Origin of the sequence: Hyphococcus sp. (assembly GCF_965267305.1) — a bacterium.
GTDB lineage: Bacteria > Pseudomonadota > Alphaproteobacteria > Caulobacterales > Parvularculaceae > Hyphococcus.
Window position 1 is genome coordinate 963,774 of the sequence record NZ_OZ253945.1, and the last position, 18,571, is coordinate 982,344.

17 protein-coding genes are annotated in these 18,571 nt (G+C 61.1%); 4 read left to right on the plus strand and 13 right to left on the minus strand.

Features of this window, described 5'->3' with window-relative positions:
- Window positions 1-158: 158 nt before the first annotated feature.
- Complete coding sequence (locus ACQY5P_RS04550) at window positions 159-503, plus strand: hypothetical protein (protein WP_428409662.1); 345 nt, start codon at window positions 159-161, stop codon at window positions 501-503.
- Here the strand turns inward: ACQY5P_RS04550 and ACQY5P_RS04555 are convergent.
- The 3 genes from ACQY5P_RS04555 to ACQY5P_RS04565 are packed head-to-tail and all read right to left on the minus strand — an operon-like array spanning window position 488 to window position 2,976.
- A complete protein-coding gene (locus tag ACQY5P_RS04555; RefSeq protein WP_428409663.1) occupies window positions 488-1,279 on the minus strand; it encodes a PepSY domain-containing protein in 792 nt (263 codons plus the stop codon). The genes ACQY5P_RS04550 and ACQY5P_RS04555 overlap by 16 nt on opposite strands.
- The gene (locus tag ACQY5P_RS04560; RefSeq protein WP_428409664.1) at window positions 1,276-2,670 is read right to left on the minus strand and encodes a hypothetical protein; all 1,395 of its coding nucleotides are present in this window, start codon (window positions 2,668-2,670) and stop codon (window positions 1,276-1,278) included. The genes ACQY5P_RS04555 and ACQY5P_RS04560 overlap by 4 nt, the downstream gene beginning before the upstream one ends.
- Window positions 2,671-2,679: 9 nt before the next feature.
- Window positions 2,680-2,976, minus strand: coding sequence for a hypothetical protein (locus tag ACQY5P_RS04565; protein WP_428409665.1), 297 nt, complete (start codon window positions 2,974-2,976; stop codon window positions 2,680-2,682).
- A gap of 199 nt (window positions 2,977-3,175) precedes the next feature.
- Here ACQY5P_RS04565 and ACQY5P_RS04570 point away from each other — a divergent pair, with 199 nt between their 5' ends.
- On the plus strand, window positions 3,176-4,048 hold the full coding sequence (locus tag ACQY5P_RS04570; RefSeq protein ID WP_428409666.1) for a MerR family transcriptional regulator: 873 nt from the start codon (window positions 3,176-3,178) through the stop codon (window positions 4,046-4,048).
- On the plus strand, window positions 4,049-5,182 hold the full coding sequence (locus ACQY5P_RS04575) for a hypothetical protein (protein ID WP_428409667.1): 1,134 nt from the start codon (window positions 4,049-4,051) through the stop codon (window positions 5,180-5,182).
- Between the two features lie 3 nt (window positions 5,183-5,185).
- Here ACQY5P_RS04575 and ACQY5P_RS04580 read toward each other — a convergent pair whose 3' ends face one another.
- From ACQY5P_RS04580 to dnaG, 8 genes are all read right to left on the minus strand, one after another.
- Window positions 5,186-6,631: a M48 family metalloprotease gene (locus ACQY5P_RS04580; RefSeq protein ID WP_428409668.1), complete on the minus strand. Its 1,446-nt coding sequence runs from the start codon at window positions 6,629-6,631 to the stop codon at window positions 5,186-5,188.
- 95 nt (window positions 6,632-6,726) lie between these two features.
- Window positions 6,727-7,023, minus strand: coding sequence for an aspartate decarboxylase (locus ACQY5P_RS04585; RefSeq protein WP_428409669.1), 297 nt, complete (start codon window positions 7,021-7,023; stop codon window positions 6,727-6,729).
- 58 nt (window positions 7,024-7,081) lie between these two features.
- Window positions 7,082-7,624, minus strand: coding sequence for a DUF3617 domain-containing protein (locus ACQY5P_RS04590; protein ID WP_428409670.1), 543 nt, complete (start codon window positions 7,622-7,624; stop codon window positions 7,082-7,084).
- Between the two features lie 214 nt (window positions 7,625-7,838).
- Window positions 7,839-8,648 carry a nuclear transport factor 2 family protein gene (locus tag ACQY5P_RS04595; protein ID WP_428409671.1) on the minus strand — a complete coding sequence of 270 codons (810 nt, stop codon included), beginning with the start codon at window positions 8,646-8,648 and terminating at the stop codon, window positions 7,839-7,841.
- Between the two features lie 96 nt (window positions 8,649-8,744).
- Window positions 8,745-9,230 (minus strand): ester cyclase, encoded by a 486-nt coding sequence (locus tag ACQY5P_RS04600; protein WP_428409672.1) that lies wholly within the window; start codon window positions 9,228-9,230, stop codon window positions 8,745-8,747.
- Between the two features lie 114 nt (window positions 9,231-9,344).
- Complete coding sequence (locus ACQY5P_RS04605) at window positions 9,345-10,604, minus strand: serine hydrolase domain-containing protein (protein ID WP_428409673.1); 1,260 nt, start codon at window positions 10,602-10,604, stop codon at window positions 9,345-9,347.
- Between the two features lie 124 nt (window positions 10,605-10,728).
- On the minus strand, window positions 10,729-12,726 hold the full coding sequence (rpoD, locus tag ACQY5P_RS04610) for an RNA polymerase sigma factor RpoD (protein WP_428409674.1): 1,998 nt from the start codon (window positions 12,724-12,726) through the stop codon (window positions 10,729-10,731).
- A 12-nt stretch (window positions 12,727-12,738) separates the two neighbouring features.
- Window positions 12,739-14,712, minus strand: coding sequence for a DNA primase (dnaG, locus tag ACQY5P_RS04615; RefSeq protein ID WP_428409675.1), 1,974 nt, complete (start codon window positions 14,710-14,712; stop codon window positions 12,739-12,741).
- Between the two features lie 207 nt (window positions 14,713-14,919).
- On the opposite strand from dnaG, the gene typA reads away from it, so the two are divergent.
- Window positions 14,920-16,758, plus strand: a complete 1,839-nt coding sequence (gene typA, locus ACQY5P_RS04620) for a translational GTPase TypA (protein ID WP_428409676.1) — start codon at window positions 14,920-14,922, stop codon at window positions 16,756-16,758.
- Window positions 16,759-16,770: 12 nt separating this feature from the next.
- Here the strand turns inward: typA and ACQY5P_RS04625 are convergent, their stop codons facing one another.
- Both ACQY5P_RS04625 and ACQY5P_RS04630 read right to left on the minus strand, forming a co-directional pair.
- Window positions 16,771-17,241 (minus strand): N-acetyltransferase family protein, encoded by a 471-nt coding sequence (locus ACQY5P_RS04625; RefSeq protein ID WP_428409677.1) that lies wholly within the window; start codon window positions 17,239-17,241, stop codon window positions 16,771-16,773.
- A 128-nt stretch (window positions 17,242-17,369) separates the two neighbouring features.
- Window positions 17,370-18,521 (minus strand): serine hydrolase domain-containing protein, encoded by a 1,152-nt coding sequence (locus ACQY5P_RS04630; protein WP_428409678.1) that lies wholly within the window; start codon window positions 18,519-18,521, stop codon window positions 17,370-17,372.
- Window positions 18,522-18,571 lie beyond the last annotated feature (50 nt).

Consider the following 18,571-nt stretch of genomic DNA (forward strand, 5'->3'; position numbering starts at 1 on the left):
TTGGCCAAGGCTGAAGCGGAAAACTCCCTGAAATTTGCCAGATCCTCGCGAAAATATTACCTGATGGTAAGCAATTGCAGGGTTTTTAGGGCCAGAATAAAGCTTGCCGTTTCCGGGCGATCAGGCGCATATTCCCGGTCGGAGAGAGAGAGTTTACCATGGGCAAATCGTTGATGACGAGCTTCGCCGCCGCCGCTTCGGCCGGTCTGGCTCTGGGTTTTGTCCAGGCGAGCGCAGCTTCCCTTCCCTTGAACGGCGGCGGGTCCGCCCTCTTCGCAGACTCCGGTTCCGAGACAACGCGCGAGCGCGCCACCTCGGCCCTCGAAAGCATGATGGATCGTTTCATCCGCATCGAGGCAGAGCAAACAGCAGCAGCCGCGCCCGAAACGGATGCGGAATGCCCGGAAGAGAAAAAAGAAACCCAGATCGCCGAGTCCAAAAAGGACGAAAAAGGCGATAAGGACGCCCCGCAGGGCCCTGAACCGATTTACTTCGCGTTCTGATTATTCTGGCTGTCTGACAATTCAGCCTGACCGCTCGCCGTGTTTTTGTGGCGTGGCTTGGCGTGCGCCAGCAGCATGACGTCGTGTTTGTAGCGCCCGCGCGTGAGGCGCATCACCACGATGATTATGCCCGATAGCGCAAAAACAAGCCCGACCGCCGCTGCGGTCATGACCAGCGGATTATTGAAGTCTTCGCGCTCCTTATAATCCATGATGTGCAGCATCCAGAAGAAATCGTAGAGCCGCCAGATGTCGTTGCGCCGCGCGCGCACTTCTCCGCTCGCCGGTGAGATGTAAATCCGTGTGTGATGCTTGTCGTCGAACTCGACGCGCCAGACCGGCGTCTCGCGGCGATATTCCTGCGGCGGATAATTCAGCAGGCGCACTTGCACGATCTCGCCATCCCCGACGAAATCCTGTTTCGCGATGCGCCGCGCATCCGCTTCCTTAAGCGGCGTCAGCATTTCCCCGCTCGACGCGTCGAACATCGCGATGGCGTCGCCATCGCTTTTGGCGACATAGACGGGCCGTCCGAGAAACCGCGTGAGCTCCACCGAGGTTGCGCCCGGCGCCTGGGCGATAATCCCGCCTGGCGACGCATAGGTCTGCGCATCCAGTTCGATGGCCGGCGAAATGAAGGCGCGGTTTTCACCGCGCACCAGTTCGATGGGAAACCAGCTCATGACGACGCCGGACGCCATCCAGAGGAGAACCTGAATCCCGAGGATCAGCCCCGCCCAGAGATGGATGCGCTGGACTAGAGTTTTGAATTTCATTCCGATGCGCCGCCGGCCGCAATATCGGACGCCGAGAGCGGCGTCGTCAGCAATGTCTCGAACGCGGCCCAGCGGTCGCCGCCATTCAGACTGGCCTGACGCGCGACATAGGCGTCGACGAGATCGCGGCCAAGATTGTAGTTCAGCACATAGCCGCGATAGGTCTCAATGAACCTCACGCCCTGCTCCGCACGGTCGCGCGACTGCAAGCCGTATTTCACCAGCATATCGACGGCCTCATCGCGGCTGATGCGTCCGTCGAGATATTCGCGCGCCACATGGTTGCGCGCATGAGAAAGCTTGCGGCGAAGATCGTTGAGTTTTTCGAGCGTTGCAGCCTGCGCCGGATCGAGCCCTGCGATGGGAAACAGGACGTCGCGCTCGAAGGCGATTTTTTCCCTCCCCGGAAAGGCGAGTTCTATGCCGTAATTGGCCGAGCCCTCCGCCGTCACCGACATAGGCGAGAACAGCGGGTAGACGGAATATTCGACCCACCCCGCCCCTTCCAAAAGGTCCCGTTCGATAAAGACGTTCCAGGTATGGTGGCCCGGATAGCCCTCATGACAGCCGAGATCGACGGCGCGGTCGATGATGATCGGGAAATCCGTATTGACCTGAATGAGGCTTTCGTAATCGCCCTGATACCAGTTGTAACCGCTCCAGGGCTTGTCCTTGACGAACTCAAGGCGGAAGCTTTCGCTTGGCGGAAGGTCGTAATGGGCGAGCGTGCGCTTGCGGCATTCGGCGATGGCGGCGTCGAACACCGCCTGCAGCTTGTCTTCCGGAACAGCGAGCGAATTGCGGAACGCCTCGACCCGTTCCGGCAGCGCCGCATCGCCCGGCAGCAGCGCATCGATTTCTTCAAGGGCTGCGTCGAACTCCGCAAGATCGTATTGCGGCGCGACGGCGTCATAGAGCAGCCTTGTTTCCTCATCGAAGGGGAAAGTTTTTCCCTGCGCCATCTGAATGCGGGTAAGGGCCGCTCGGATCTGCTTTTCCAGCATCTCCCCGCGCACGCCATCCTTGCCGCTATTGGCGCGGCGCACTGAAATCAACAGGCCTTGCGCGTCGGCTTCGAGTTCTTCGAGGGAGCGTTGTTCCGCCTTCGCGGCTTCCGCCCATTCTTCGGGGCCGTGATAGGCGTCAACGAAAGCGGGATCGTGTTCGCCGACAGCGAGGGCGAGTTTTACAAAATCTTCGCCAAGGGAATTGAGGCTAGCCGCCGCTTCCTGCGCCGCCACATAGGTCTCACGCGGAACCGTGTCCGATGCTTGGGAAGACGCAAGAGGGGCGGCCTCATCGGCGCCCGTCTCCTGCGGTTCGCCGCTGCAGGCCGCAAGCGCGGCCCCTGCCCCCAGAAGGGCGGTGCGTAAAGCGGCGAACCGGAACATGGACGGGCGTTAAACGGCCGCGCCGGAGAATGTCGATGTGCCGAATGCGCCGAGCTTCACGCTGCCGGAAATATTGGAGCCTTCGGTCTTGCCGGTGAAGGAGAGCGTGATCGGCATGGGGTTTGTCACCTTGGCGTCCCAGCTCAGCGTGTCGCCTTCGACCTTGCCGTTTTCAATGGGAGACGTCCCAGCCGCGCCTGACATTTCCCCGGTGAGCGCGCCACCTTCTTCTTTCAGGGTGAGCGTGGCGTTCTGGTCGCCCATGGGGGTTTTGATCGTAATGTTCCACTTGCCGTCGACCGCCATAAATTCCTCCTTTGGGTCCGCGAAACCAGCCGCGGACATGGGTTAAACTCTTGGCGGACCTTAGCGATTGGCCGCCAAGGCGCAAGAGCGGACTGCAGCCTGCCCCGGACAAATCATGGGCGAATACTATCGGCGAAACGAAGCCCCCGCGCGACCTGCGGTTTGACTCTCCTCTTAGGGGAGACGGTATCTTCGCCCCATGAAAGGCCTGCTGCAGATTGGAGAGCTGGCGCGCCTTGGCGGCGTATCCGTCAAGGCGCTCCGGTTCTATGACGACCAGGGGCTGTTGCGCCCGGAGCATGTCGATCCCCACACCGGCTATCGCTATTACACGCTGGAACAGGCGGCGCAGCTCGCCATCATCACCAATCTGCGCTTCGCCGATTTCTCCATTGCGGAGATCGCCGCCATTCTGGCCGCCGGAGACATCGGCCCCGAGATCATCAGGACGGCAGTTGAGAAAAAACAGCGGGAGTTGCAGCGCGCGCGCGATGAGATCGCCGCCAAGATCAAAATCGCCGAGATTCTCGCCCGGTCTGCCGCCGACACGGAGGCGCCGCCATCGTTGAAACTGGCGCCGCTCGCCGATCAGCGCGTTTATGCGCTGAGAAAAGAAATCACGCATCCCGGCGACGCGATCAAGCAAATGTTCGAAACCGCCGAAGCGCGCGTCGCCGGCGTCAGCGCCCGTGCGCAGGCGGCGCCGTTTCTGATCTTTCATACGCCGCCCGGCAATCAACAGGATCTCGATGTCGAGGTGTGCATTCCGGTGACAGAAGATGCGCAGAGCGATTTGCCTGTCACCGTCATCCAGGGCGCCGCCGTCGCCTGCTCGGTTGTCTATGGCGGAGGCTATTTCAAAACCGACCGACTGTTCGCGCAGATGTCGGACTGGATGGCCGGCGCGGGGGTCGAGGCCGCCGGGCCCTTGCGCGAAATCTATCACCGTTTCGGCGCGGATCAGGAAGACTACCGCCTGCCGTCGAAAATGACGGCCAGAAGCGCCCGCGACTATCTCACCGAACTGCTGATTCCAATCCGCTTGACCATAAACACCAAGGAGAACGAATAAATGCGAAATCTAATCCGTCTTGCGAGCGCCAGCGCCGGCGTCTGCGCCGCCATGTTTGCAGCGGCTTGCGCACACGAAAGCGCTAATGAGGCAAACACCATGGTCGCCGGGCTGCCCCGCGCCGCCGATCGCCCGCTGGAACGGATCGAGGGCGTCGCATCGCATTACGGCGTTGTGGAAACATCGGACGGCGCGCGATTGCGCACGATCATCGCCTTGCCGGAAGGCGCCAATGAACCCTTGCACCCGCTCCTCTTCACGCAATGGGTTTCCTGCGGATCGATTGAGTATCGCGAGGGCAGCGGCGCGCGCGAAGCCCTGGCGAAACTCGCGCGCGAAAGCGGCCTGGCGCTCATCCGCGTTGAGCGCTCCTCCGATGGCGACAGTCAGGGGCCCGCCTGCGACGAACTCGATTACGACACCGAAGTCGCTCACTACGTTGAGGCATTCGACGCCTTGCTGAAAGACGAACGCATCGATGCAAGCAAAGTCTATATGCAAGGCAGCAGCTTAGGCTCCACGACGGCGCCGCTTGTGGCGCACGCCCTGCAGAAGAAAGGCTACGATATCGCCGGGATCGCCATACAGGGCGGCGGCGCCGAAACCTATTACGAGCGCATGCTGAGCTTCGACCGCATCTATCTCGAACGGCGGCCGGACGCGGTGGCGCCCGAAGACATTCATCATGAAATAGTCGCTCGCGCGAAATTTCACTACGAATATCTCATCAACGACCGCCATCCGGATGAAATTGCAAAGGACAGCGCCGCCATGGCGGGCGTGCGCGCCGATATTCTCGGCATGGGCGAGACGGACCATTACGGCCGGCCCTTCGCGTGGCACCAGCAGGCGGCGAAAAAGAACTTCCTCGCGGCCTGGGCCGCAGTCGATGCGCCGGTGCTCGTCATCTACAACGCCTTCGACCAGTTCGAGGCGGAATACGGGCACAAGCTGATCGCCGATATGGCTGAGCGGCTGCGTCCCGGCTCGGCAACCTTCGTGGTTCAGGAGAATGTCGATCATAACAATATGCGCTATGACAACATCATCGAAGCCTACACGATGGAAGGCGGCTCCCCCGTGTGGGAAGAGACGACGGATATCATACTGAACTGGCTCGAAACGGTTCGCTAGGCGTCAGCGGACGAGTTTCACCCGCTCGCCCGCCCGCACCGCTTCGTTGGGGTCGATGGCGTTCAGGATGCGGAAGCGCTCTTCCTTATACTGATCGAAGGCCATGTACCCCGCGAGGGACGCCGCCGTGTCGTTGCGCTGCACCGTGACCACATCAATGCGCTGCGCCGGCGGAGGATTAGCCGCCTGAAGGGAGATCGGGCGCAGCGACTGGACGCTCGACGTGAACGTCGACTGCGACGTCGACCCGGCGGGCGCGACCCATAGGAAAATATAGTTCGTATTCCCTTGCCATTTCACCACATAGGCGGCGACATCGGCGGCGCCGCCCTGAGTGTTGGCCCGCGCCGTTCCCACGGCCGCCGGGCGGCCGCTGACGGTCATGGCGCGCGACGGCTTGAGATCGACGCCGATGCTCTGGGACAAGGCGCCGTCGATGATCGCCTGAGGGCTGTCGGCGGAGTTCGCGCCGGTGAACTGCATCTGCGCGCCGGTTTGCGACGAGCGCGCCAGCACCGCCGTTGAAGAGTTCTGAAGCTCAAATCCGGCAGGCACACTGAAGGCGATGCCGATCCCCGGATGAATGAAATCCCGGCCGCGAATGAAGCCCTGCTTCACCGGATCGTCGCCGTAGAGAAGCCCGTCGATATTGGCGAGATAGGTCTCCCGGTTGCGGCCCTCGCCCGATCCGGCGCCGAGCACCTGCGCCTCTTCGGCGGCGCGGCGCACCCGCTCCGGCGTATTCGGGTGGGTCGATAGAAACTCGGGCGGACGTTCGGCGCCCGCGATCCGGCTTTCCAGCGCCGACCATTTGCCGAGCGTGTCCAGAAACTCCGACTGGCCGATCGGATCGTATCCCGCATCCGCCATGATCCGCACGCCGACCAGGTCAGCCTCATATTCCTGACTGCGCGAGAATTTCATCAGATAAAGCTGCGCCGCTTGGCCGGCGAGCTGCGCCATGTCCTGTTCGCCGGTGAGGATCGCCACCGCCGCCGCGCCGAGCCCCGCGAGATTGCCGCGGCTCACGCGCTCGGCGGTGTGGCGTTCGTGGATATGGCCGATCTCATGGCCGATGACGCCTGCGACTTCCGCCTCGCTGTTCGCCAGCGCCAGCAATCCCCGCGTCACATAGACATGGCCGGGCAGCGCCATGGCGTTCACCACCGGACTGTCGAGCACCGTCAATTTGATGTTCTGCAATTCGGGACTGGGCGCCGTCGACGACGCGATCAGTTTATTGTGAATGCGCTGCACATAGGCGGTCAATTGCGGGTCGTTCAGTTCGCCGCCAAAAGCCGCGACGATTTTCGGATGCTCCTGCGCGCCCAGCGCAAGCCCCTGCTGGTCCGATAGGCCCAGCGGCCCGCCAGTCGCCGCGCAGGCGACAAGCGCCACTGCCGCCGCGCCGGTCATGAGTTTACGAAATGCCGATTTGAAAATCCCCATGGCTCCCTCCCGGTTTTTTCGCGCCTGTCGCCTTCAGGCGCGATCCCTCATCCCCGAACAAGTCTAGCACAGGAAGATTGCAGAAAAAGGCGGGGTTATTTTTTAGGCTTCGCCCGCCGCCAGTCTTCCATGGCCTGCGAAATCGCGAAGGTTTCGCGGTATTTCGGCGAGTCCGACGGCCGCGGCGGCCGGTCGCGGGTGAGCTCCATGATCTCGGCGAGCTTGTTATGCGCCGCGCCTGATTGGCCGGCGCCAATATAGGCGTGAAGCTCGATCAACGCATCCGACAAGGGGTCATCCGCGCGAATGACGAAATAGGGTTCGTCCTTGGCGAGGTCGTCATAGCAATCGAATTTCGACTTGTTGGCTTTCGATCCGACAGGCGCAGTCATGAGGTGATAACTCCATCAGCAACGCCTCCTTTTTCAGGTGATTCGGGTTAGGAAAAGCCTAGCCGCAGTCGCCGGTCCGGACCGCATCAATCACGAACCGCATCCGCTCCATCGCTTTCATGGCCATCTTCAACTGAGCGTCGCTCACCTCGGCCCCGCCGGCGCCCGGCTTCACTTCCGCGTCGAGTTTCATGCGGACGTTAACCGTTGTTTTTTCCTCGCCGACCGAGCCTTCATAAAGAAAGCGGTTCGACCCCGACGCCATTTTCGGATCCGCGGCGCAGGAGATTTCTCCCGCGATAAGGTTGCCTTCGCGCTGGCCGCGCTGGACAGTGCAGAGCGGCGAGAGCTTGTAGTAATTCTCCGCCAGCATATGCGGAAACGATGCGGCCTGAATTTCCGTCAGACAATAAGTCTTGGGCGCCTTGTTGCTCTCGACATTCTTTAAAAGCCCGGCGCCGGAAATCGCGATTTCGTAAAGACCGGGCTTCGGATCGACCGGCGCTTCGCTCGCCGGATCGGACGTCTCCGAACAGGCTTGCGCCGCAACCAGCAGCAAGGCGCCAAAGAGCAGGCGCACAGATGTGGAATGGCTCTTCATGAATTAGTCTTTCCGCTGATGACTGCCGGGCGCGAAGATTAGAGCGGCAGCGGTAAAAGAGCCGTTGACGAAGCAAGGCTATTTCTCGGCGAAATCGTCATAGAAATCGGGTTTGGACTTGTTGGCTTTCGGTCCGACAAATCTCTCACGGCGCGCGGTCACAGGCGGAATTTCTTTTCGGCATAGCCCTCTTCCCGCCTGCCCGTGCAGAGCTTCATCCGGCCCTGCCGCGCACAAGCTCGTGGCCATTGCGCCGCACCCCGATATGTTCGATCAACCCGTCCCGGAGGCGATAGTCGACAATGACGTTGCTCTCGACAAACTCGCCCCGCGACAGCGGCGCCACGGTGAAATCCGGCGCATCTTCGACGGCGGTGAAACGAGCGGCCGCCCGGAGCGTGATCTTGTCCTCCATCGCGTCGAGGTTTTGGATGGCGATGCTTTCGCGCACGCCCTCGAACATGCTTGTGTAAAAGGCTGCAATCCCATCGGCCCCTCTTATCGGCGCCATCGACGGCAGCTCAAGCACCACATCGTCCGTATAGAACTTGGTGAACCGTTCGGCGTCGCCGGCGCTGAACGCCGCCGCATAGCTGTGAAACGCCGCGATCTGCGTTGGCATGGCGCCTAGGCGGGGAACGCTGCTGACGCCCTTGCCCGGGGGCCAGATCATGGATCTGAGCACGGCAACCCGGCCGCCGCGCAAATGATAGGTGACGAAAAACTTCACCGTCACCATGTCGCCGGCGTGCAAATGTCCGAAGGGAAAGTCGGCCCGCTCCTTCATCGCATGAAAGTCCATGTCGATTTCCGCAAAGAGGCAGTCCTCGTTCCGCATCACAAGTTGCGGGCGCGGAACCTCGCGGACGCCGTCATGGGCCCAGTCGAGAAACGCTTTCAGCGCAGCCTTCCCCTGGAAATCGCGTCCCGAGCTCTTGAAGACGACGTCGTCGCAGAAGAAGTCGCGAACCAGCCGCTCATCGTCGCCGGCGCTGAAACAGGCAAGGTAGTCGTTGTAATTCATGGCCGCTCCGGCGTCTTGATTACGCTCCCCATGAAACAGGGAAGATAAAGGCGAGACAAGGCGCCGGCGCGGCAGTTCTTCGCAATTGCGGGTAAATTATTCGCCGCCAGCGGAAGGCGGCTGAGGCAACTCCACATCGTGACGGTGGTTCCACACCTCGACGATCTTGCCCTCGTCACTGAAGCGGAACACATTGATGATCGCGACGCCGTCAACAGGCGGGAACCCCATCGCGGCCATCTCCTCGTTCGGATCAAGGGAAATGAACCAGCGTGTCGCCACCTTGTCGCCCTCGGCGATCTGGTAATCGATCTTGCCGGTCATCTCGCCAAAGCTGTGAAAAAGATCGGCGATATTCTTCTGTTCAATGGCCGGTTCTTCCACGCCCTTGCGCGCACCCACGTCATGCACGACATAGGTGTCGGCGACATATTTCGAATAAGCATCGGTGTTTTCGCTGAACCACAGATCTTCGTAGAAGTTACGCGCAACCTCTTTGTTGCGCTCCAATACGTCTGTGTCCGATTCTGACGCGCATGCGGCGACCGCCAGCATAGCGGCGCCCATAACAAAATACTTCATCTGCATTCTCCCCCGTTGCGGCCGCAGCCGCTTTCCAAGCGCCGATGAAACGAACTATCGCCCGATCTGTCAACCCGGCGTCAGCCCTTCCCATGCGGCTGGAGCGAACGGATTTCACGTCTTTTTTGAAAACAGACGCCTTGCGAGAAAAACCGCCGCGATGAGAATGATCAGCGACCCGAGCGCCGCCGGCAGAAGCGCGCTCTTGATCGCCCGCTCCGTCGAGAGAATGTCCGGCATGCCGGTTTGCCAGAGAACCCATTCGCCGCCGATATCCGACGCCAGCGACGGGTGGCCGTTCACCAGCATGATGTAAGCGTCACTATTGTCGGGATTGATCCGCACCGAGACGTTGATCGCCGGCTCGTTGGCGCCGTCATGACCGTAGACGAAGTCGCCGGACTTTGTGGGCGCATAGAGAATAGTTCCGAGCCCCCAGATCGGGCTGCCGAGCACATAGGCCTCCGGCTGACGCATGGCGGCGAGCGTCGCCGGCTGCAGGGCAAACCCGGCGCCGTCATCGGTCAGCGCCCTGACGAGCTTCAGGAGATCACCTGCAGAGCTTGAAAAGCCGGTGGCGCCGGCGGCGGCGTATTGATAATGCGGTGCTAACTCGCCATTGGCGTCGAAGGACTGCGTTGCTCCTTCGATATCGCCGATGAAACTGAAAGACGATTGCGTCATTCCGAGCGGCGCCAGCACATTGTCCTGAATGAAGCTTTCATAGTCCCGCCCCGAAACTTCCTCGATCAGAAGCTGCAGGATGAGATAACCGCCGCCGGAATAGGCGAATTCCTCGCCGGGCTCGGCGCCGACTTCGATGCTGACCTCGCGCCCGGAGGAAGCGCGCGGATTAGCCAGCGTCTCCTCAAGAGATGGCAAGGTTTCATCCGCGTCGTAGTCGCCAAAGCCGAGCCCGTCGGTCAGGCCGGCCGCGTGACTCAGCAGGCGCCGAACCGTTACGCCGCTTTCGTCAAAAGGACCGTCGGGCAGGCTCCATCGCGTCAGGTATGACGACACCGGCTCGTCGAGAGACACTTTTCCTTCCTCGACGAGCTTCATCACGCCGAAGGCCGTGATCCATTTGCTGAAAGAGGCCGTCGGGAACACGGTCTGCGCATCAACATCGCCCCCGGCCGGCGCGTAATATTCGCCGGCGACTTCGCCGTCGCGGATAAGAATGAACGCAGCATTCCCTGCATTGCCTTCGTCGATGCGTTTGCTCGCCTCGGCGAAAAACGCCGCGTGATCGCCCTTTTCGGCGATGGGCTTCATCCACCAACCGTAAAGCCCGCCAAAAACAGCCAACGCACACCACGCGCCAATCGCCACAATAGCGCCGAGCGCAAAGAATCCAGCTTTCAAAATTTTCATGCCGCCCCTCAGAGAGTTTCCAATATCAGCCGCGCCCCGCACGCAGGCCTTTCCATTCGCCTACTGAGCAAGATAGGAAGCCTTTGAGGTGAGACAAGAACCCCGCACAAGGCGGGGTTGTTTCTCAATTATCGAGGAAGCTTCTGAGCTTCCGAGACCGGCTCGGGTGTTTGAGCTTGCGGAGCGCCTTCGCTTCGATCTGGCGGATGCGTTCGCGGGTGACCGAGAATTGCTGGCCTACCTCTTCTAGCGTGTGGTCGGTGTTCATGCCGATGCCGAAACGCATGCGCAGGACGCGCTCCTCGCGCGGCGTCAACGAAGCGAGCACGCGCGTCGTCGTTTCGCGGAGGTTCGACTGGATCGCCGCATCGATGGGCAGGATCGTGTTCTTGTCCTCGATGAAATCGCCGAGATGCGAATCTTCCTCATCGCCGATGGGCGTTTCGAGGGAGATCGGCTCTTTCGCGATCTTCATCACCTTGCGGACTTTCTCCAAGGGCATGGAGAGTTTTTCGGCAAGCTCTTCCGGCGTCGGCTCGCGGCCGATTTCGTGGAGCATCTGGCGCGAGGTCCGAACGATTTTGTTGATCGTCTCGATCATGTGCACCGGAATACGGATGGTGCGCGCCTGGTCGGCGATGGAGCGGGTGATCGCCTGACGAATCCACCAGGTCGCGTAAGTCGAGAATTTGTAACCGCGGCGATATTCGAATTTATCGACCGCTTTCATGAGGCCGATATTGCCTTCCTGAATGAGGTCGAGGAATTGCAGCCCGCGGTTCGTGTATTTCTTGGCGATGGAGATGACGAGCCGAAGGTTCGCTTCGACCATTTCCTTCTTCGCAATGCGCGCTTCGCGCTCGCCCTTCTGCACCATGGAGACGATGCGGCGGAAATCCTGAACCGTAAGACCGGTTTCGGTCGCCAGTTCGCCGATCTCCTCGCGGATCGCCAACACCTGGCCTTCGGCTTTCTTCACGAAATTCTGCCAGCCTTTGCCGGTCTTCGCGGAGATCCGCTCGAACCATTCGGGATCGAGTTCGGAGCCGATATAGTCGGAGAGGAATTCCTGACGGTTGACGCCGTAAGAGTCCGCCAGACGAACGAGCTTGCCTTCCAGCGCCATCAGGCGGCGGTTGATGTCATAAAGCTGTTCGACAAGGGCTTCGATCCGCTGATTGTTGAGGCGGACGGAGCGCACGCGCTCGACAATATCCTTCTGCAGTTTCTTGAAGCGGCGCGACTGCGAGCTTGAAAGGTCGTCGCCTTTCAAATGCTCCTCGATCATGATGTCCTGAAGGCGGCGCAGCTTTTTATAGTCTGACGAAATCTCATCGAAGGTCGCCATGACGCCGTCGCGCAGTTCGGCTTCCATGGCGGAAAGCGAGAGCGCGCCCTCGTCGAAATCGTCTTCGTCTTCTTCCGCGTTCTCGGCCTTCTCGGCTTCCTCGCGATTGACGCGTTCGGCGACTTCCGGCTGGGTCATGTCGGGACGCGATTCCGGCCCGCCGCCGTAAGTTGCGTCGAGGTCGATAATGTCGCGCAGGAGAACCCGGCCTTCCTGAAGCTCGTCGCGCCAGACCGTGATGGCCTCGAAGGTGAGCGAGGATTCGCAGAGCGCCTTGATCATGGTCTCGCGGCCGGCCTCGATGCGTTTGGCAATGGCGATTTCGCCCTCGCGCGACAGAAGCTCGACGGTGCCCATCTCGCGCAGATACATGCGCACCGGATCGTCGGTGCGGTCTGCGGAGGCGCCGGTATTGGTGGTGACGAGGCCGCCGGATTTCTTGTCGTCCTTCAGCGCGACGGCTTTGGTTTTCGGCCCTGAGTCTTCATCCTCGTCGTCGTCATTGGCGGCGTCGGCGCCGTCATCGTCCTCGTCTTCTTCATGCTCGACGACATTGATGCCCATCTCGGAAAGCTGGGCCATGATGTCTTCGATCTGTTCGGAGGAGACTTCTTCCGACGGGAGAACCTTGTTCAACTCGTCATAGGTGACATAGCCGCGCGACTTCGCGGTTTTGATGAGCTTTTTTACATCAGCATCCGTGAGATCGAGGATCGGGCCGTCCGCCGGTTCCGCCGTTTCCGTCTCTTTCGTCGCCGCCGCTTTTTTCGCCATGGTTTAAAATCCTTACCGACCGCCCTTTTTCGCTACGGTCTCTCTCATCTTTTCGAGCGCGTCCGCGAACCGTCTGGGGGAATCGCCCTCGTCCCCGACTTCTTCCGGCTTGCTCGAATTGATCAACTCCTCGCGCGCGGCCGCCGCCGCTTTCCACGCATCATCGCCGTCTGTGAATATCTGAGACGCCGAGCGGGCCACCTCCTGCTTGTGGGTCGACTCAAACAGATGATGGGCCAGGGCGTTTCGGAACCCCTGCTCTACCTCGTCAATCTCAGTTTCGGGGCGGAGGAATCTGTGTTTTCCGAGCTGGGGATCTGATGTCACCCGCTCCAATGTGCCTGCCGCGCCGGTTTTGGTCAGATGGCTTCTCAATCCGGCGCTGTCAAGGGCCGGGTCTGTTGAAATCGCCGCTAGAACCTCGCCGAGGAGCGCTTTCAGCCCCGGATCGGCAAGATCGAGCTCAAAATAGGCCGACTCGCATCGTTCCAGCAGGGCCGGATGATTGATGGCGGCGAGGACGAGGCTCGCCTCCCGCACCCATTGGGAGGGGCTTTTGAGCCCCGGGGTCGGCCGCGCTGGCGCCGTAAACCGGAAGCCCATGCCACGGTCCGATCGGCCCTGCCCCCGCCCCGACCACTGAGCGGACCGGCGGAACGGATTGCCGGCCTGGCCGGAACCACTCTGATTGTAACCGCCCTCACGTTTCGTCGGCTGAAACTGCGCATTGAGGCGCTGGGACAACTCCTCGCCATAGGCGGTGCGCACATCCTTGTCGGCGATCTCTTTCACAAGGTCGCGCAAATGCGAGCGCAAGGCCGCGCGGCGTTCCGGCGTATCGAGCTCGCGCGCCGAAATCTCCCGCGTCCACAAAACATCGACCAGCGGGCGCGCGGCGGCAAGCACCTCCTCCATCGCAGCGGCGCCTTGGCCGCGGATGAGATCGTCCGGGTCCTGACCTTCCGGCAGAAAAGCGAAGTTGAGCGACTTGCCGGGCTTCAGCATGGCCAATGCGCGATCGATGGAGCGATGCGCGGCGTTGACGCCGGCGCTGTCGCCATCGAAGCAAAGCACCGGCTCGTCTGACGACCGCCAGAGCAGCGCAAGCTGGTCTTCGGTGAGCGCCGTGCCCAAAGGCGCGACCGCGCGTTTGATGCCTGCGCCCCAGAGCGCGATGACGTCCATATAGCCTTCGCAGACAATCAGCGGCTTCTTGTCGTCCGCCGCCGCTGCGCGCGCCGCAGTGAAATTGTAGAGCACCGAGCCCTTGTGAAAGAGCGGCGTTTCCGGCGAGTTGAGATATTTCGCCTTGGCGTTGGGATCGAGGGCGCGGCCCCCGAAAGCGATCACCCGGTCGCGCGTTCCGAGGATCGGAAACATGATGCGGTTGCGGAAGCGGTCGTAACTGGCGCCGCCGTCTTCGGGTTTGATCAGGAGCCCCGCCTCGACCAGCACCTCGTCGGCGAAACCTTTATTCAGAAGATAATCTTTCAGCGCATGGCGGCCCGACGGCGCGAAGCCGATGCCGAACGCCTCGATCTGTGCGTCGGTCACTTCGCGGCCGCGCAGATATTCCATCGCCTCGCGGCCGTCGGCGCGGTGAAGCATCGCCTGATAGAACTTCGCCGCCGCGGCCGACGCCTCGGCGAGCCCTTGCGCCTTTTCCGCCCGCGCCGCCTCCTGCGGGCTTTCCGCCGGCAGCACGAGCCCTGCATCGGCCGCGAGCCGCTCCACCGCTTCGGGAAAGGTCAGGCCCTGCGTCTCAATCAGAAAAGTGATGATGTCGCCATGGTTCTGGGTCGAAAAGCAGTGATAGGTCCCGCGCCGGTCATCCACGGAGAAAGACGGCGTCTTTTCCGGCTTGAAGGGCGACAGGCCCCACCAGGCGTTGCCGCGTTTCTGAAGTTTCACATATTTCCCGATGACGTCGGACGGACGCAGTCGCGCCTTTAACTCGTCAAGGAATTCCGGGGTGAAACGGGCCATGGGCTCTTATTATATAGGGCGGCGCACAGATATAGGGGGGCTAAGCGGGGGCGGCCAGCGTTTCGGTTAACCGCTTTTCCCCACCCGCCCCCTTGCCAAAGCCGTAAAAACCGCGCAACGAGCCCGCCAAATACCGCAATGCAATATCCCTATGAGCCCCGCTCTCCGGCGTGACGCCAACCGGGATGCTAAAGGACGCTATAAGTCATGACCCCGGCTCTCCGAAATATCGCCATCATCGCCCATGTCGACCACGGCAAAACGACGCTCGTCGACGAAATGCTGCGCCAGTCCGGCGCCGTGCGCGACAACGCCGAAATGGCCGAGCGCGCCATGGACTCGAACGACATCGAGCGCGAGCGCGGGATCACCATTCTCGCCAAATGCACCAGCGTCGTCTGGGAAAAAGGCGCCAGCCCCGTTCGCATCAATATCGTCGACACGCCGGGTCACGCCGATTTCGGCGGCGAGGTGGAGCGCATTCTCTCCATGGTCGACGGCTGCCTCCTGCTGATCGACGCCGCCGAGGGGCCGATGCCCCAAACCAAGTTCGTCCTGTCGAAGGCGCTGGCGCTCGGGCTGAAACCCATCGTCGTTCTCAACAAGGTGGACCGGCCGAGCGCCGATCCCGACATGGCGCTTGACGCTGCGTTTGATCTCTTCGCCGCACTCGGCGCCTCCAACGAACAGCTCGATTTCCCGGTGCTTTACGCCGCCGGCCGCGACGGCTGGGCCGACAAGTCCCTCGACGGCCCGCGCGACAATCTCGATGCGCTTTTTGAAACCGTCGTCGAACATGTGCCGGCGCCCGAAGTCGCCGAAGGACCGTCGGCGCCGTTCCGCATGCTGGCGACGACGCTCGAGGCCGATCCCTATCTCGGCCGCATCCTCACGGGCCGGGTCGTTTCCGGCACGGCGAAACCGGGCGTCACCATGAAGGCGCTGTCGCGAAGCGGCAAGCTCGTGGAGCAGGCGCGCGTCACCAAGGTGCTCGCCTTCCGCGGCCTCAAACGCCAGCCGGTGGAAGAAGCCTTTCCCGGCGACATCATCGCCATCGCCGGTTTTTCCAAAGCCTCTGTCGCGGACACGATCTGCGACATGAGCGTCACCGACGCCCTGCCCGCGCAGCCCATCGACCCGCCGACGCTCTCCGTCACCATCGCGCCGAACGACTCGCCGCTCGCCGGCCGCGAAGGCGACAAGGTGCAGTCGCGCGTCATTCGCGAGCGCCTGATGCGCCAGGCCGAAGGCGACGTCGCCATCACCGTGACCGAAACCGAATCCAAAGATGCTTTTGAAGTCGCGGGCCGCGGCGAGTTGCAGCTTGGCGTCTTGATCGAGAATATGCGCCGCGAAGGCTTCGAACTCGCCGTGTCGCGCCCTCGCGTCGTCACGCGCACAGACGAGAACGGCCAGCTTCTCGAGCCCATCGAGGAAGTCGTGATTGACGTTGATGAAGACTATTCCGGCGTCGTCATCGAAAAGCTGTCCCAGAAAAAGGCCGAACTCGTCGAAATGAAATCGGCGGGCGCCGGCAAGACGCGGCTCGTCATGCACGCGCCGTCGCGCGCGCTGATCGGCTATCACGGCGAATTCCTGACCGACACGCGCGGCACCGGCGTCATGAACCGCTCCTATCTCGAACATGCGCCCCACAAAGGCGCCATCGAGGGCCGCCGCAACGGCGTCCTCATTTCAAACGGCGATGGGACAGCGGTGCCCTATGCGCTGTGGAACCTCGAAGAACGCGGGATCATGTTCATCACGCCGGGCGAGGCGGTCTATGAAGGCATGATTATCGGCGAGAACGCCAAGCCCGACGACCTCGATGTGAACCCTTTGAAAGCCAAACAGCTCACCAATATCCGCGCCGCCGGCAAGGACGAGGCCGTGCGCCTCACCCCGCCGCGCCGTCTGACGCTGGAACAGGCGATTTCCTATATCGACGAGGACGAACTCGTCGAAGTGACGCCGAAATCGATCCGCCTGCGGAAGATTGCGCTGAAGCCGCATTTGCGGAAGAAGCGCGCGAAAGAGAACGCGTAGAATATCATCCTGTCACAGCGCCCAGCGATAGAGCAAAACTTTATCGCGCCGGGGATTAATTGGCCTCGACGGAAATTCTGCTGAGATGCTCGCTCCCAGAGACGTTATAAGCCGTCGAACGCGCTGATTGGAGGCTCCAACCCAGGCGAGAACGTATTCGATCTTCGCTGCTTTCGCCCGTTCAATGGCGTGGGATACCAATTCGCTTCCGACACCCAAGCCTCTGCGCCGCTCGTCCACGAAAATCGAAACTTCCGCCATGGAAGACCGCACTGCAGGCGAAGCCCTGAAGGGGAAAAGCAAAACCCAGCCCTGCACTCGGCCTTCCCCTTCACTGACCCAAAAACCAAAGGGTTCGGCGATCCGCCCGACCATCCCCCTTATTTCTGCTATATGTTCTTTCTTATCGGGTCCCAGCGTTTCGCGTTGGCCCCATATCTGCGCAATAGCGTCCGCATCCGCACTCGTTGCACGCCGAATCATTACCCGCTCCCCCGATGCCCTGATCCCGTTCACCGCAGGCGCAGAGAATGCAGCTATGAAGAGGCTTGTCCACCGCCCGACCGAAACATCTCGGATTTTTGGAGAGTCGAATCGCTCGCAACGACGGGCTAATTCTCCTGATCGTGCAGATCCGGATAGGTCCACCACCACGGATAATTCGTTTCGCCGAGGACGAACTTCATCAGTTCCGGGTAGATGATTTCCGCACGGACGCTGTTTGACAGAAGCACGAGACAGCGTTCTTCGGCCTCCTGACAGATGACAATATTGCCGGTCCAGTCATTGTGACCGCCCTTGGCGAAATTGACGCCCTTCGGCCCCATCCAGCTTTCAACGCCGAGCCCGGAGGAAAGCGCGATCGGTTCGCCCCGGTCATCATGGGTGTCGAAATTTTCGATAGTCGGGAATTTCTGCGCCGTGCGGATCGGGAATTGCCCGCGCACCCATTCGGCGCGTGACTCCGGCGACAGCCCCTCGCCCGCCAGCATCCCGCGCCACATGTTCGCCTGATCGGCGATGGTCGTGTCCATGGAGCCCGCGGCGGCGACATTGCTGCGCTCGTCATGGGGTTCGAACGATCCGTCCATGGCGTAGCCGTCGGCGAGATTGTCCGCAAAATCCTCGCGCCACTGCATGGACGTGTTCGGCATGTCGAAACGGTCGAAGATGCGCCGCTGCATTTCCGCCTTCACATCGAGCCCGAGGCCTTCCTCCAGCAGCGTTTGAGCGAGCCAGAAGCCTTCGCCGGAATAGGCGTAGGCTTCGCCCGGCTTGAAGTGAAACTTCAAATCCATGTCGGGTTCGAAATAGCGGATATTATGAAGCCCGGTCGTATGGGTGAAAACTTGGCGCAGCGTCACCAGCCGCCAGTCCTCGTCGCCCTCAAGCGACGCCCAGCGTTCATAATCCGGGATCGGCTTGTCGAGATAGTCCGCAATCGGCCGGTCGAGATCCAAAAGACCTTCGTCCACTAGCTGCAGCACCATATAGGCGAAGGCGGCCTTGGTCAGCGACGCGCCATACATGATCGTGTCGGTCTCAAGCGGCTCCTGACGCTCCACATTGCGGTAGCCGAAGCTCATGACATCGCGAACCGATTCCTTGTCCACAACAGCAACTGCAAGGCCCTTTACGTCCTCCTTTTCCATGAGCTCTAGGGTTTTAGCTTCGATTTCGCCGGCTGAGGGAAGGCTCGTCTCCGGCCCGCGGCCGCAGGCGAAAACCAGCAATGAACATCCAAGCACAAAAATCCGGCGCATCAGCAAACTCCCTTTTACAGTCGCCTTGCGCAGCACATATCGCCAGCCAT

Bases quoted from the DNA above. Each gene is read 5' to 3' on its own strand.
- ACQY5P_RS04550 (WP_428409662.1), top strand. From the start codon at position 159: ATGGGCAAATCGTTGATGACGAGCTTCGCCGCCGCCGCTTCGGCCGGT.
- ACQY5P_RS04555 (WP_428409663.1), bottom strand. From the start codon at position 1,279: ATGAAATTCAAAACTCTAGTCCAGCGCATCCATCTCTGGGCGGGGCTG.
- ACQY5P_RS04560 (WP_428409664.1), bottom strand. From the start codon at position 2,670: ATGTTCCGGTTCGCCGCTTTACGCACCGCCCTTCTGGGGGCAGGGGCC.
- ACQY5P_RS04565 (WP_428409665.1), bottom strand. From the start codon at position 2,976: ATGGCGGTCGACGGCAAGTGGAACATTACGATCAAAACCCCCATGGGC.
- ACQY5P_RS04570 (WP_428409666.1), top strand. From the start codon at position 3,176: ATGAAAGGCCTGCTGCAGATTGGAGAGCTGGCGCGCCTTGGCGGCGTA.
- ACQY5P_RS04575 (WP_428409667.1), top strand. From the start codon at position 4,049: ATGCGAAATCTAATCCGTCTTGCGAGCGCCAGCGCCGGCGTCTGCGCC.
- ACQY5P_RS04580 (WP_428409668.1), bottom strand. From the start codon at position 6,631: ATGGGGATTTTCAAATCGGCATTTCGTAAACTCATGACCGGCGCGGCG.
- ACQY5P_RS04585 (WP_428409669.1), bottom strand. From the start codon at position 7,023: ATGACTGCGCCTGTCGGATCGAAAGCCAACAAGTCGAAATTCGATTGC.
- ACQY5P_RS04590 (WP_428409670.1), bottom strand. From the start codon at position 7,624: ATGAAGAGCCATTCCACATCTGTGCGCCTGCTCTTTGGCGCCTTGCTG.
- ACQY5P_RS04595 (WP_428409671.1), bottom strand. From the start codon at position 8,648: ATGAATTACAACGACTACCTTGCCTGTTTCAGCGCCGGCGACGATGAG.
- ACQY5P_RS04600 (WP_428409672.1), bottom strand. From the start codon at position 9,230: ATGAAGTATTTTGTTATGGGCGCCGCTATGCTGGCGGTCGCCGCATGC.
- ACQY5P_RS04605 (WP_428409673.1), bottom strand. From the start codon at position 10,604: ATGAAAATTTTGAAAGCTGGATTCTTTGCGCTCGGCGCTATTGTGGCG.
- rpoD (WP_428409674.1), bottom strand. From the start codon at position 12,726: ATGGCGAAAAAAGCGGCGGCGACGAAAGAGACGGAAACGGCGGAACCG.
- dnaG (WP_428409675.1), bottom strand. From the start codon at position 14,712: ATGGCCCGTTTCACCCCGGAATTCCTTGACGAGTTAAAGGCGCGACTG.
- typA (WP_428409676.1), top strand. From the start codon at position 14,920: ATGACCCCGGCTCTCCGAAATATCGCCATCATCGCCCATGTCGACCAC.
- ACQY5P_RS04625 (WP_428409677.1), bottom strand. From the start codon at position 17,241: ATGATTCGGCGTGCAACGAGTGCGGATGCGGACGCTATTGCGCAGATA.
- ACQY5P_RS04630 (WP_428409678.1), bottom strand. From the start codon at position 18,521: ATGCGCCGGATTTTTGTGCTTGGATGTTCATTGCTGGTTTTCGCCTGC.